We start from the raw sequence: 12,603 nt of genomic DNA, 5'->3' as shown, positions 1-12,603 counted from the left end.
TCCGCGCCCAACCTATTCCCCCCGACAAGATCGTCCGGCAACAGCGTCCGAACACGGTCGGTCAACCGCCGGTAACCCCCCTGGAACTTGGCCTTTACCCCAAGATCGCGCCCTGCGCCGCCCCTTTTCGGCAATTTCGCTCTGATTGGGGATCTCAGGTCACCACGGGCACGGAAAACAACCCTCTTATCGGTCTCCCCAACCAGCACATCGTGGGCTTAACTTATGTGCCATGACCTCCCCCCGCTCCACTTATGGCGGCGGCTACTACTCCGCCTCCTTCCCGGACACCCCGATCTACGACTCGCTCGTCGCCGAGCGGGGCACCCCGCAGATCGCCCCGATCCGGGTCCCGGCCGCGTACGACGCGCCGGGCAGCCACCTGCCGGCTCTCCCGTCGGCCCTCCCCGCCCTTCCGGCGGCCCCGTCCCAGCCCTCCTACGGCTATCCGCAGCAGATGCAGCAGATGCAGCAGCCCGCCCCGCTGCAGCAGGCGCCCACCGCGTACATCCCGCAGCAGGCGAGCGCTCCGCGCGGATATCCCGGCCCCCAGCAGCCGCAGCAGCCCCGCCCGGCCGCCCCCGGCCCCGCGGGGTACGAGGCGATGCGCCCCGCTGCGCCGCGGCCGGCCCCGGCGCCCTATCAGGACCCGTACAACAACCAGCAGTACCGCGGCTACTGAGCCGTCTCCCCGGTTGTCGGTGCCGCCTGGCACCATGACTCCATGGGGAACGCGCGACTGCAGTCGATTCACGTCCATCCGGTCAAGGCGTTCCGGGGTCTCGCGCCCCGGGAGGCCGTCGTGGAGCCCTGGGGGCTGGCCGGAGACCGCCGCTGGATGCTGGTCGACGACGGGGGAAAGGTCGTCACACAGCGCGAGCAGCCGCGCCTGGCCCTGGCCGCCGCCGAGCTTCTGCCCGGCGGCGGCCTCCGGCTGTCCGCGCCCGGCATGAGCCCGCTCACCGTCCCGGTGCCGCAGGCGGGGAGCACCGTGCCGGTGCAGCTCTTCCGTGACAAGGTCGAGACGGTCCCGGCGCGGGACGACGCCGTGCACGCCTGGTGCGGTGCCCTTCTCGGGGCGGAGGTACGGCTGGTGTATCTGGACGAGCCCGCCACGCGCCGCCCCGTCGACCCGGAGTACGCGCTGCCGGGCGAGACCGTCTCCTTCGCCGACGGTTATCCGCTGCTGCTCACGACGACGGCGTCCCTCGACGCCCTCAACTCCCTGATCGCGCGCGGGGACCACGCGGCGGAGGGTCCGCTGCCCATGAACCGCTTCCGGCCGAACCTGGTCGTCACCGGCACCGACGCATGGGCCGAGGACGGCTGGTCGCGCCTCACGGTCGGCGAGGTCTCCTTCCGCGTCGCCAAGCCGTCCGGGCGCTGCGTGGTGACCACCACCGACCAGAACACCGCCGCGCGCGGCAGAGAGCCCCTGTACAGCCTCGGCCGGCACCGCCGCATCGGCCGCAAGCTCGTCTTCGGGCAGAATCTCGTGCCCCTCGGTCCCGGCACGGTCCGGGTCGGCGACCCGGTGCGGATCGCCGGGTGACGCGGGCGAGGGAGTTGCCTCCGGACGACCGGGAACCCGGTCCCCGGCCCACTCGTTGACCCTTCGCAGACCGGGGGCGGCAGGGAGCGGGAAGGGGGCCGGGCGGTGCGGGCGATCAGGGGACTCTGGCGCTGGCGGCGCAATCCGCTGCGCCGCACGACCGACCTGGTCGAGGCCTGGGTCGCCCTGACGGGCCTGTTGCTGATCGTCTTCGTCGCGCCCCTGGCCGGCACGCTCGTGGGCGGTGCCGCGCAGGACACCCTGCAGCGCTCGGTCCGGGCCCAGCACGAGTCCCGGCACCAGGTGACGGCCTTCGTGGTCCGCGAGTTGAGACGTTCTCCGTTCGACGTCGATCCGGAGGGTGTCTCGGCCGGGGATCTGCGCAGCCGGGTCCTCGCCCGCTGGGAGGCGGCGGACGGCTCCGAGCAGCGCGGCACCGTCCTGGCGGGCCTGCAGAATCCGCACCCCGGCGATCACTTCCGGATATGGACCGACGGGCAGGGCAGAGTGGTGCCCCGCCCGCTGGACTCCGCCACCGCCACGACGCACGCCGCGCTCGCCGGTGTCGGCGCCGCCCTCGCCACCGCGCTCCTGGTCGAGGCCGGCCGGCGGATCGTCGTGTGGCGCATGGTCCGCCGCCGCTACGACCGCTGGGAGCGGGACTGGGAGCGGGCGGGCCCGGACTGGGGCCGGACCGGCGCCGGCAGCTGACGGGCTTCCGCCTCTGGTCAACCCACCGTCCGCGCGCACGCTACGGTGGACCGGCCGAACCGATCGGCGACAACTCGCGCGTGAGGAAGCCACAGGTGCGCGCCGGTGTCGGGAGCGTGCGCGGGCCCACGGGCCCGGCCGCGGTCCCGCTCCGGCCGGGGCGTCCCCGACGGCGGACGGGCCATCAGTACGACGAGGTGGGGGCACAGCAACGCCATGGCACAGGGCACGGTCCAGGTGACGCACACCGGCACCTCGCGGTGGCGGCGCCGCACGGGTGAGTACGCATCGCTCGCCGCCGCCCTGGAGGCCGCGGCCGACGGTGACGTCCTCACCATCGCCCCCGGGACCTACCGGGAGAACCTCGTCGTCCAGCGGGCGGTGACCCTGCGCGGACCCGAGGGCGGCCAGGGCTCGGTGCGGATCGCACCCGCCGACGGGGTGCCGCTGACGGTGCGCGCCTCGGCCGTCGTCCAGGACCTGCACGTCGAGGGCCAGGACGCCGCGGCGCCCGCGGTGCTCGTCGAGGAGGGCACCCCTGAGCTGCTGGACCTCCGGGTGGTCACGCGGTCCGCGTCCGGCATCGAGGTGCGCGGCAGCGCCCGGCCGACGGTGCGGCGCTGCACCGTCGACAATCCGGCGGGCGTCGGCATCGCCGTCCTCGACGGCGGGGGCGGGGTGTTCGAGGAGTGCGAGGTCGTCTCGGCCGGCCAGGCGGGCGTCGCGGTGCGCTCCGGCGCACATCCCCGGCTGGACCGCTGCCGGATCCACCACGCCGCCGGTTCGGGGCTGACGGCGACCGGCGAGCACTCGGCGCTGGAGGCGGTGGGGTGCGAGATCTACGAGGTGCGGGGCAGCGGCGTCCAGGTCTCCGGCCGGGCCACCGCCCACCTGACCGACTGCGACGTGCACCGCACCACCTCCGACGGTGTCACGCTCGACACCGACGCCGTGCTCACACTCGCCGACTGCCGCATCCACGACATCCCGGAGAACGCGGTCGACCTGCGTTCCCGTTCCGTGCTCACCCTGACCCGCACCAGCGTGCGGAAGTTCGGGCGCAACGGCCTGTCGGTGTGGGACCCGGGCACGCGCGTGGACGCCAACCAGTGCGAGATCTTCGACAGCACGGGCGACTATCCGGCGGTGTGGGTCAGCGACGGCGCCACCGCGGTGCTCGACTCGTGCCGCGTGCACGACGTGCCGGACGCGCTGTTCGTGCTGGACCGGGGCTCGCGCGCGGACGTCGTGGACAGCGACCTGTCCCAGGTGCGGAACACGGCGGTGTCGGTGAGCGACGGCGCCGTGGCGCAGCTCGACGACTGCCGCATACGGGACGCGGCGACGGGCGCCTGGTTCCGCGACCACGGCAGTGGCGGCACCCTGAACAACTGCACCCTGTCCGGCAATCGCACCGGCGTGATCGTGACCAAGGGCGCCGACCCCACCATCGAGCGCTGCACGGTCGAATCCCCTTCCGAGGCCGGGTTCTACGTGTCGGCGGGCGGCCGCGGCAGCTTCCTCGGCTGCCGGGTGACGGGCAGCGCCGGCTATGGCTTCCATGTGATCGACGGCTGCCGTACGACGCTGCGCAAGTGCCGTACGGAGCGGTGCGCGCGCGGCGGGTTCGAGTTCGCGGACGGCGGCCCCGGCGCGTCGTCCGACTCGGGGCCGCTCGTCGAGGATTGCGCGAGCGACGAGAGCGGCGGTGGTCCGACGCCGCCCCCGGCCCGGGAGACGGCGGTGGAGACGGCAGGCCACGCCCCCGGCACCGGCGGGCTGCTGGGCTCGATCCCCGGCCAGCGCAGCACCGAGCAGGAACCGCTGATCGCGGCCACCGGCCCCGCCGAGCCGGCGCGCACGCCGAAGGCGGTGCTCGGCGAACTGGACGCGCTGGTCGGCCTGGAGAGCGTCAAGCGGGAGGTCCGCGCCCTGACCGACATGATCGAGGTGGGCCGGCGACGGCAGCAGGCGGGCCTGAAGGCGGCGTCGGTCAAGCGGCACCTCGTCTTCACCGGTTCCCCCGGCACGGGCAAGACGACGGTCGCCCGGCTCTACGGCGAGATCCTCGCCTCCCTCGGTGTACTGGAGAAGGGCCATCTCGTGGAGGTGTCCCGCGTCGATCTGGTCGGCGAGCACATCGGCTCCACGGCGATCCGCACCCAGGAGGCCTTCCAGCGGGCACGCGGCGGCGTGCTGTTCATCGACGAGGCGTACGCGCTGTCCCCCGAGGACGCGGGCCGGGACTTCGGCAAGGAGGCCATCGACACGCTGGTGAAGCTGATGGAGGACGAGCGGGACTCCGTCGTGGTGATCGTCGCGGGCTACACGGCGGAGATGGAACGGTTCCTGTCGGTCAACCCCGGTGTGGCGTCCCGTTTCTCACGCACCATCACCTTCGGCGACTACGGACCCGAGGAGCTGCTGCGGATCGTGGAGCAGCAGGCCGAGGAGCACGAGTACCGGCTGGCGCCGCGCGTGCCCGATGCGCTGACGAAGTATTTCGCGGCGATCCCCAAGGGGCCGGCCTTCGGCAACGGCCGCACCGCCCGCCAGACCTTCGAGGCGATGGTGGAACGGCACGCGAGCCGCGTGGCCCAGCTGGCGGACCCGAGCACGGACGACCTCAGCCTGCTCTACGAGGAGGACCTGCCGGAGCTGCCCCGGTAGCGGCGCACCGGGGCGGGCGTCAGGTCGTGTCCGCCTCCGGCACGGACGGTGCCCGGCCGGTGTGGCGCGGCGCCGGTACCTCCGGGCGCAGCCGGGCCAGCAGCCGTCGTCGTTCCTCGGCGAAGGCCGGGTCGGCCTGGTAGTCGGAGTGGCCCAGGATCGGTGCGGGCAGGGGGTGCAGATCGGTGCGGCCGTAGGTCAGGGGGTCCTTGAGCGGCTCGCGGTCCACGGCCGGGCCGCAGTCGCCGGGCAGCCGCATCGGACCGCCGATGGGGTCGGTGCGCCGGTAGAGGTTGCGCCAGCAGTCGACGTCCCGGTGCAGGGAGCCGAGCGCGTCGGGTCCGAAGTGGGCGGGGAACCAGCGGCCGTAGAGGCGCTCCAGCGGGGAGCCGTAGGTCAGCAGGGCGACCCTCTTGCGGGCGGAGGGCGCCAGTTGCCAGGCCGCGGCGGCGGCGAGGACGCTGCCCTGCGAGTGCCCGGAGACGACGAGGCGCCCGCCGGTGGCACGGGTCCACGTCGCCATGCGCCAGGTCAGGTCGGGCACCGCACGCTCGGCGTAGCAGGGCGGCGCGAAGGGGTGGGCGGCGCGCGGCCAGAAGGTGCCGACGTCCCACAGGATGCCGATGGTGCGCCGGGCGGAGGCGTCCTTGTAGGCCCGCCTGCCCCAGGTGACGAAGAGTATGAAGCCGAGGCCGATGAGCCAGGAGCCCAGCGCCTGCGCGGTCTGCGCGGCCCCGTACACGACGGCGTAGCTCCCGCGCGCGGCGTCGGCCGGCACCTGGTCGGTCGTCAGGGCGCCCACGAGGGCCGCCGCGCCCAGCAGCAGGGTGGCGACGGAGATGATGCCGACGACGAGGGGGCCCCGGTCGGTGAGGCCGGCCATGGCGCGGGCGGTGGCGATGCTGCGGGTGCGGGCCGGGTCGCCGGCCTCTCCGGGGTGGTCGCCCTCCACGGCGGCCCGCTCCGACCGGGCGATGCGCCAGGTGCGGCGGCCGAGGGCGGCGCACACCAGCAGGACGACGAGGAGCAGCGGCGGGATCACGGACGCCTGCCAGGTCAGCAGGACCGGCGGCCCGTCGATGGATGCGCCGGTGCCGTCCAGCCAGTCCGACACCCGCTGTGCCACCCCGCCGGACATCACGCCTCCCAGCGCGCAGGCCAGCATGGCCACGGCGGGGCCGCCCAGGCCGCGGATCGCGGCGCGCGGGTCGGGGAAGGCACGGTGCAGCCCGTGGGCGACCGTGCCGAGGACGATCACCAGCAGTCCCTGCACCAGGGCGATGGTGCCGAAGGTCATGTCCCCGGGCAGCCGGCCGGCCGACGTCCAGCCCGGGCGGGCCCAGCCGGCGTGGACCAGGGCGAGGACGAGGAGGACGAGGGCGGCGAGCGGCAGGCGCCGCACGACGTGCCGGTCCAGGCGCCGGTCGAGACGGTTCTCGCTGCGGCCCCGGCGGCAGGTCACGCCGACGGCCGCGATCGCTCCGGCGGCCAGGGCGGCCTCCAGCAGCCATCCGAGCGCGTCGAGCAGCGCCGGTCCGCCGGGCGCCCGGTCGAAGCGGGCCGCCGGGACGCAGACCGCGGCGGCGACCGTCAGCAGTCCGGCGGCGGTGTGCGCTGCGCGCAGCCGGGCCACCAGACGCCGCCCGTACCAGAACCCCGGCCGGTTCAGAGCGGTGTGGCCGGCGCTCTCCTCGGGGTCGGCGGTGCGGTCCATCGGCTGCCGGGACTCGTACGCCCGCCACGTGCGCAGGGACAGGTACCACAGGAGGCCGGTGAGCGCGGCGGGCACGGCGGCGGCCAGGGCGAGCCTGCGTCCGGGCGGGCTCCACCACCCGGCGTCCGGCCCGGCCGGCGACAGGAAGCCCAGCCAGGAGTGGCGCTCGGCGCACGCGCGCGTGCCGGCGCACTGCCAGGCGACGAGGTCGATGGCCACCTCGCAGGCCGCGGCGACCAGCAGCACCGTCAGGGACAGGCCGGCGAGCCGCACCAGCAGCCCGTAGAGCCGGACCGTGCGGATCCGGCCGTGCGCGCCGGGCCGCATCCAGTGGGCGAGGTTGACCACCATGAAGGGCAGGAGCAGCAGCCACAGGGCGCGGGTGCCGTTGCCGGAGGTGAGGTTGCACCAGACGTACGCCTCGGGCACCGGCCGGCCCCGGTAGTCCTCGGGCCGGGACTCGGCGTCGGCGTCCTCGGTGCGCCGGTAGACGGCCGCGATGTGGTCGCCGGTGATCCGCACGGTGCGCGGGTCGTCCAGCATCTCGGCGGGCGTCGTGCCGCCCACTCCGTGAACCAGGAGTTCCAGAGCGGTGCCGGTCTCCCGGGTACCCGGGCCGGGGGCGGCGGGGTCTGCCCCGACACCGGTTCCGCCACCGGCTCCGGCCCTTTCCTGCGCCTGTTCCACTGTCCGCACTCCCCCGTGACGTGCCGTCGGCCGTGACCGTGCGGGCACAAGGATCTCCGCTTCCCGGGCGTCCTGCACCCCTCGGCACGGAATCTCCCCGAACCGTGTGACGGACGGGGTGTCGGTGGCGGGTGCGCTCCCACAGCCGGTGGCGCGGCCTGCCGTGGGGCGTGCGAGGATGGGACGTCCGCGCACCGGAGCGAGGAGACCTCCTCGCGGGAGCGGCCGGGCTGGGCGTGTCGGGCGGTTTTGCGGCGAAAGGACCGAAGCGTACGTGAGCGAGAATTCGAACCTCCTCGCGGAGCAGCGGCGCGCCCTGATCCTCGACGAGGTGCGCCGCCGCGGTGGTGTCCGGGTCAACGAACTGACCCGGAAGCTCGGCGTGTCGGACATGACGGTCCGCCGCGACCTCGACGCGCTGGCCCGGCAGGGCGTGCTGGAGAAGGTGCACGGCGGCGCGGTGCCGGTGGTCGAGGCGAGCACGCACGAGCCGGGGTTCGAGGCCAAGTCGGGGCTGGAGCCGACGGCCAAGGAGGACATCGCGCGGGCGGCGGCCGAGCTGGTCGCGCCGGGCGCCGCGATCGCGCTGTCGGGCGGTACGACGACGTACGCGTTGGCGCACCGGCTGGTGGACGTGCCGGATCTGACCGTGGTGACCAACTCGGTGCGGGTGGCCGACGTGTTCCATGTGGCGCAGCGCACCTCGGGCGCGCGGCAGGGTACGGCCACGGTGGTGCTGACCGGCGGGGTGCGCACCCCGTCCGACTCGCTGGTGGGGCCCGTCGCCGACCAGGCGATCGCGGCGCTCCACTTCGACCTGCTGTTCCTCGGTGTGCACGGGATATCGGCCGAGGCGGGTCTGTCGACGCCGAATCTCGCGGAGGCCGAGACCAACCGGCGGCTGGTGCAGTCCGCGCGCCGGGTCGTGGTGGTCGCCGATCACACCAAGTGGGGCGTGGTGGGCCTGAGTTCGTTCGCGACGCTGGAACAGGTCGACACGCTGGTGACCGACGGCGGTCTGCCGGCTCAGGCGCGTGCGGAGATCGCCGAGCATCTGCGGCTGGTCGTGGCGGGCGAGCCGGACAGCGGCGACTGAGTCCGCCCGGGTTCGCCGGCCACCGCAGGGGTCCCGCTGACAGCGGGCGCGTCCGCCGCTAGGGTGACGGCCACTTCGCCGGTCGTCCGCGTCGCGGCTCGTCCCCAGGAGGTCGTCGTCCATGGCTCGCCGTCTGCGTCCGGTGGGGCTCGACTTCGTCGAGTCGGCCCCCGTGCGGCTGGTTTTCGCCGCGGAGGTCTCCGCCGCCCCCGAGCCCGTCTTCCGCGCGCTCGCCGAGGACGTGCCGGGCTGGACCGCCTGGTTCTCCGCGGTGACGTACGCACGGCCGATCGGCGAGGGAGCGGGACGCGAGATCCGGCTCAGGGGCGGTACGCGCTTCGTGGAGACGGTACTCACGGCGGAGCGTCCCGAGGTGTACGCCTATCGCGTGGACGTCACCGACGCGCCGGGCGCCCGGGCGCTGCTGGAGGAGTGGCGGCTGGCGCCGGCCGGGACCGGGACGTGCGTGCGGTGGACCTTCGCCGCCGACGGCACGGCCCCCTTCCGCTTCGCCCTGAACCTGGCCCGCCCCGCGCTGGGACGGGCCTTCCGGGACGCGGTCGCGTCGCTGGACCGGCGTCTGGCCGGGCGGTAGCGCCGCCCTCCGGTCACTCGGGCCAGGTGCCGGTGCGCAGGAGGGACTCGATCGCCGCGGCGTACGGACGGATGTCCAGGCCCTGTTCGGCGAGCCACGCGTCCGAGTAGTACTTGTCGAGGTACCGGTCGCCCGGGTCGCACAGCAGGGTCACCACGCTGCCCTGACGCCCCTCGGCCACCATCTCGGCGACGATCTTCAGGGCGCTCCACAGGCCGGTGCCCGTCGACCCGCCGGCCTTGCGGCCGATGGCCCCCTCCAGGGCCCGTACGGCGGCGACGCTCGCGGCGTCGGGGACCTTCATCATGCGGTCGATCGCACCGGGCACGAAGCTCGGTTCCATCCGGGGCCGGCCGATGCCCTCGATGCGGGAGCCGCAGTCGCAGGTGACGTCCGGGTCGCCGGTGGTCCAGCCGTCGAAGAAGCAGGAGTTCTCGGGGTCGGCGACGCAGACCCGGGTGTCGTACTGCATGTAGTGCACATAGCGCGCGAGGGTCGCCGAGGTGCCGCCGGTGCCGGCCGTGGCGACGATCCACGCCGGTTCGGGGAACCGCTCCCGCTCGAGCTGGCGGAAGATCGACTCGGCGATGTTGTTGTTGCCGCGCCAGTCGGTGGCCCGTTCCGCGTAGGTGAACTGGTCCATGTAGTGGCCGCCGGTCTCGGCCGCGAGGCGGGCGGACTCCTCGTACATCCTGCGGGAGTCGTCCACGAAGTGGCACCGCCCGCCCTGGAACTCGATCAGGCGGATCTTCTCCGCGCTGGTCGTGCGGGGCATGACGGCGATGAAGGGCACGCCGATCAGCGAGGCGAAGTACGCCTCGGAGACGGCCGTCGAGCCACTGGACGCCTCGATCACGGGCCGACCGGGCCGGATCCAGCCGTTGCACAGGCCGTAGAGGAAGAGCGAGCGGGCGAGCCGGTGCTTGAGGCTGCCGGTCGGGTGGGTCGACTCGTCCTTCAGATACAGGTCGATGCCCCACCGCTCCGGCAGCGGGAACAGGAGCAGGTGGGTGTCGGCCGACCGGTTGGCGTCGGCCTGGACCTTGCGCACGGCTTCTTTCAGCCAGGCTCGGTAGTCGGCGTCGCTGTGGTCGACGTCGAGGGTGGCGCCGGTCCGGGACTGCTGGGGGGTGCTCACGGCGGGGCTCCTTAGGCTGCGCTCCGACGGCGCCTCGCGCGGCCGGCACACCGATCATAGGCACCTTCCACACGCTTCTCACCTGCATAAACACACCTTTGAGGGCTTCAAAGGAGGGCTGGGACAAGGGGCGTAGGCGGGTGGGGGCGCATTCGTGCGACTGCTCCGGGCGCCCCCGGAAAGGGGCGGCGCGTACTGGTGCTGGACGCCGGGTGCGGGCAGACTGCACCCGGCGGGACCGGGTCCCGTCACGGGCGCACACTGGAGCACGACACGAGCGGTACCGGGCCCTCCGCGGTGCCCTGGTACGGCAGACCGACGCGCACGAGGGGGCGACGGCATGGCGGAGCCGGAGTTCACGGCCACGGGGGTGCGGATCGGCAAGCGGCTGCGCTCGCTCACGCGGGCCGGGCAGGTCCGGATCAGCGGCGGCAGGCTGGAGTTGCTCACCAGCTACGGCAGCGAGATAGACAGCGCGCCGGTGCAGACGGTGCGCGCCTCCCGGCCCTGGTTCGCCCCGGAGGACCGGGCGCTCGCCGACCTCAACGGCAAGCGGTACCTGCTGACGCTCGGTGACCACGACCCCGCTCCCGGCGAGCCGGGCCCACCCGCCGCACGCCGTTTCATCGAAGCCGTGCACAGGGCGGCGGGGCACAACGGCTGAGAATGTCCGTAACTTGCGGTACCTCACCCCTTGCGTCACTCTGGTCTCACGTCACTCTGGGTTTACCGGCGATAACGCTGCGAACCAGCCCGCCGGCCATGACAGCAGGCGGCGATGTGCCGCGTGCGCCCTGCTGGATCCGAACTCCGTGTTCTTCCGGACCTCTATGTCGGGGAGTCGCAGCCGTGATCAGTCACCCAAGCAGACACTGCACGGTGGAGCTCCAAGCCCTGCCGTCGCGGATCGGCCAGGTCCGCAGAATCGTATCTGCGCAATTGCGCTACTGGCATCTGGACTCCCTCATCGACCGGGCCGCGCTCGGTGTGACGGAGCTGCTCACCAACGTCCATCTGCATGCCGCGCCCGACAAGACGTGCACCGTGGAGATAGAACTGCTCCTGGACCGGCTCACGGTGTCGGTGCGCGACCACGATCCGCGTCTGCCCGTGGTGGACGACGCCGAGCCGTTCGCCACCTGCGGGCGCGGGCTCGCGATGGTGGCCGCGATGAGCGAGAGCTGGGGCGCCCGGCCGGACGGCGAGTGCGGCAAGGTCGTCTGGTTCACGCTCCCCACGGTCCCCGCCACGGCCCCCGCCGCCTCGCCTCCGCCGCGTCGCCTGGTCGACGAGGTGCCGGTCGGCGCGTTCACCGAGGCCGAGCACGCCGTCGGGCTGGGCCGTGCGCAACCCGCTCCCGCCCGGTCGGCCGTTCCCGGCTGACCGGGCGGTGACCCTTCGTCGCCACCGGCCGGGCGCCGCCGTCCCGGCGCCCGGCCGGGCGAGGGCCGTCGGGTCACGCCGCGCCTCACCTGCCCGTCCGGCCGAAGTGCTCGTCGAGCACGGACGACCGGCGCCAGTACTCCTCCTCGTCGATCTCGCCGGAGGCGAAGCGGCGGCCGAGTACGGCCAGGGGCGAGTTGTCCTCGACGGAGGGCGGCCGCCAGGGGCCGCGGCGACCGCGCCACACGGTGCGGCGCAGCAGGGCGATACCGCCGCCGATGATCAGCACCCAGATCAGCGGGAAGAAGAGGATCCACGGGCCGGGCCCGCCGTCGGCGAAGTCTGCCAGGGTCAGCATGTCGTCCAGCTCCTCGGTGGCGATGTCCGATGTCCTGTCTGTCGCTTCCGAGCGTCGCCCCCCGAGGGGGTCCGAGTCGTCGTACGGCCGGCGGCAGTGGGCGTACGACACGGGGAGTAGGGCGGCGGGCGTCACCCGCTCCCTTCCCTCGAGACCTCTGCAACTACTGGTACCGGGCGAGAGCCGTCGGGTCACGCCGAGGTGCTGCACGTGTCCGCGCCCCGGACGGGACCGGCTGCCGCGCCGGCGTCAGTGGTGACGGCGGCCCCGTGTACGGCGCGGCACGCTTAGGCTCTGGCCCATGCTGAGACTCGGACTGCCTGTCATCGGTGTGACGGACGTGCCCCGCGCGGTGGCGTTCTGGACGGCCGCGCTGGGCCTGGTCGCCCGTGCGGAGCGGGCGAGCGGGACCTGGCGGACGCTCGAGCACGCCGACGGCTCCGGCGCCCTCGCCGTGATGCGCAGCGAGTCCCCGGTCGAGCCGCATCCCCGGGTGCACCTGGACCTGTTCACGGACACGGCGGAGGAGCAACAGGCCGAGGTGCGGCGGCTGATCGGGCTCGGTGCGCAGGCCGTCGACTGGGACTCCTACCCCGCCGACCCCGACTTCGTGGTCCTCGCCGACCCGGACGGCAACAGGTTCTGCGTGATCGACCTCGGCCACACGCCGGGCGACGGCGACCGGCCGGAGCTCTGACC

Annotated in this window: 12 protein-coding genes; 9 read left to right on the top strand and 3 right to left on the bottom strand. The window is 73.8% G+C overall.

The window, feature by feature from the left end:
* Positions 1-232 precede the first annotated feature (232 nt).
* The 4 genes from AB0E77_RS19245 (at position 233) to AB0E77_RS19230 (ending at position 4,933) form a co-directional block, all read left to right on the top strand.
* Positions 233-682 carry a DUF6643 family protein gene (locus tag AB0E77_RS19245; protein WP_361572017.1) on the top strand — a complete coding sequence of 150 codons (450 nt, stop codon included), beginning with the start codon at positions 233-235 and terminating at the stop codon, positions 680-682.
* A gap of 42 nt (positions 683-724) precedes the next feature.
* The gene (locus AB0E77_RS19240; RefSeq protein WP_361572014.1) at positions 725-1,552 is read left to right on the top strand and encodes an MOSC N-terminal beta barrel domain-containing protein; all 828 of its coding nucleotides are present in this window, start codon (positions 725-727) and stop codon (positions 1,550-1,552) included.
* Between the two features lie 105 nt (positions 1,553-1,657).
* A complete protein-coding gene (locus AB0E77_RS19235; RefSeq protein WP_361572013.1) occupies positions 1,658-2,263 on the top strand; it encodes a hypothetical protein in 606 nt (201 codons plus the stop codon).
* A gap of 216 nt (positions 2,264-2,479) precedes the next feature.
* A complete protein-coding gene (locus AB0E77_RS19230; protein WP_361572010.1) occupies positions 2,480-4,933 on the top strand; it encodes a right-handed parallel beta-helix repeat-containing protein in 2,454 nt (817 codons plus the stop codon).
* Positions 4,934-4,952: 19 nt separating this feature from the next.
* Here the strand turns inward: AB0E77_RS19230 and AB0E77_RS19225 are convergent, their stop codons facing one another.
* A complete protein-coding gene (locus AB0E77_RS19225; RefSeq protein WP_361572153.1) occupies positions 4,953-7,190 on the bottom strand; it encodes a hypothetical protein in 2,238 nt (745 codons plus the stop codon).
* Positions 7,191-7,608: 418 nt separating this feature from the next.
* Between AB0E77_RS19225 and AB0E77_RS19220 the strand changes: the two genes are divergently transcribed.
* Both AB0E77_RS19220 and AB0E77_RS19215 read left to right on the top strand, forming a co-directional pair.
* The gene (locus AB0E77_RS19220) at positions 7,609-8,430 is read left to right on the top strand and encodes a DeoR/GlpR family DNA-binding transcription regulator (RefSeq protein ID WP_361572008.1); all 822 of its coding nucleotides are present in this window, start codon (positions 7,609-7,611) and stop codon (positions 8,428-8,430) included.
* A 121-nt stretch (positions 8,431-8,551) separates the two neighbouring features.
* Positions 8,552-9,025 carry an SRPBCC family protein gene (locus tag AB0E77_RS19215; protein ID WP_361572005.1) on the top strand — a complete coding sequence of 158 codons (474 nt, stop codon included), beginning with the start codon at positions 8,552-8,554 and terminating at the stop codon, positions 9,023-9,025.
* A 13-nt stretch (positions 9,026-9,038) separates the two neighbouring features.
* On the opposite strand, the gene AB0E77_RS19210 is transcribed toward AB0E77_RS19215, so the two are convergent.
* Positions 9,039-10,163, bottom strand: coding sequence for a PLP-dependent cysteine synthase family protein (locus AB0E77_RS19210; RefSeq protein ID WP_361572002.1), 1,125 nt, complete (start codon positions 10,161-10,163; stop codon positions 9,039-9,041).
* Between the two features lie 340 nt (positions 10,164-10,503).
* On the opposite strand from AB0E77_RS19210, the gene AB0E77_RS19205 reads away from it, so the two are divergent.
* Positions 10,504-10,827, top strand: coding sequence for a hypothetical protein (locus AB0E77_RS19205; protein WP_361571999.1), 324 nt, complete (start codon positions 10,504-10,506; stop codon positions 10,825-10,827).
* 185 nt (positions 10,828-11,012) lie between these two features.
* Positions 11,013-11,546 carry an ATP-binding protein gene (locus AB0E77_RS19200; RefSeq protein WP_361571997.1) on the top strand — a complete coding sequence of 178 codons (534 nt, stop codon included), beginning with the start codon at positions 11,013-11,015 and terminating at the stop codon, positions 11,544-11,546.
* An 85-nt stretch (positions 11,547-11,631) separates the two neighbouring features.
* On the opposite strand, the gene AB0E77_RS19195 is transcribed toward AB0E77_RS19200, so the two are convergent.
* Positions 11,632-11,904, bottom strand: a complete 273-nt coding sequence (locus AB0E77_RS19195) for an SHOCT domain-containing protein (protein WP_361571994.1) — start codon at positions 11,902-11,904, stop codon at positions 11,632-11,634.
* A gap of 301 nt (positions 11,905-12,205) precedes the next feature.
* Between AB0E77_RS19195 and AB0E77_RS19190 the strand changes: the two genes are divergently transcribed.
* Positions 12,206-12,601: a VOC family protein gene (locus tag AB0E77_RS19190; protein ID WP_361571991.1), complete on the top strand. Its 396-nt coding sequence runs from the start codon at positions 12,206-12,208 to the stop codon at positions 12,599-12,601.
* The last annotated feature ends 2 nt before the right edge of the window (positions 12,602-12,603 follow it).

The sequence above is a fragment of the Streptomyces sp. NPDC032940 genome, assembly GCF_040636935.1.
In the GTDB taxonomy this organism is placed as follows: Bacteria; Actinomycetota; Actinomycetes; order Streptomycetales; family Streptomycetaceae; genus Streptomyces.
This window is presented reverse-complemented; position numbering and strand designations above follow the sequence as displayed.

Bases quoted from the DNA above. Each gene is read 5' to 3' on its own strand.
- AB0E77_RS19245 (WP_361572017.1), top strand. From the start codon at position 233: ATGACCTCCCCCCGCTCCACTTATGGCGGCGGCTACTACTCCGCCTCC.
- AB0E77_RS19190 (WP_361571991.1), top strand. From the start codon at position 12,206: ATGCTGAGACTCGGACTGCCTGTCATCGGTGTGACGGACGTGCCCCGC.
- AB0E77_RS19240 (WP_361572014.1), top strand. From the start codon at position 725: ATGGGGAACGCGCGACTGCAGTCGATTCACGTCCATCCGGTCAAGGCG.
- AB0E77_RS19195 (WP_361571994.1), bottom strand. From the start codon at position 11,904: ATGCTGACCCTGGCAGACTTCGCCGACGGCGGGCCCGGCCCGTGGATC.
- AB0E77_RS19205 (WP_361571999.1), top strand. From the start codon at position 10,504: ATGGCGGAGCCGGAGTTCACGGCCACGGGGGTGCGGATCGGCAAGCGG.
- AB0E77_RS19215 (WP_361572005.1), top strand. From the start codon at position 8,552: ATGGCTCGCCGTCTGCGTCCGGTGGGGCTCGACTTCGTCGAGTCGGCC.
- AB0E77_RS19225 (WP_361572153.1), bottom strand. From the start codon at position 7,190: ATGCTGGACGACCCGCGCACCGTGCGGATCACCGGCGACCACATCGCG.
- AB0E77_RS19230 (WP_361572010.1), top strand. From the start codon at position 2,480: ATGGCACAGGGCACGGTCCAGGTGACGCACACCGGCACCTCGCGGTGG.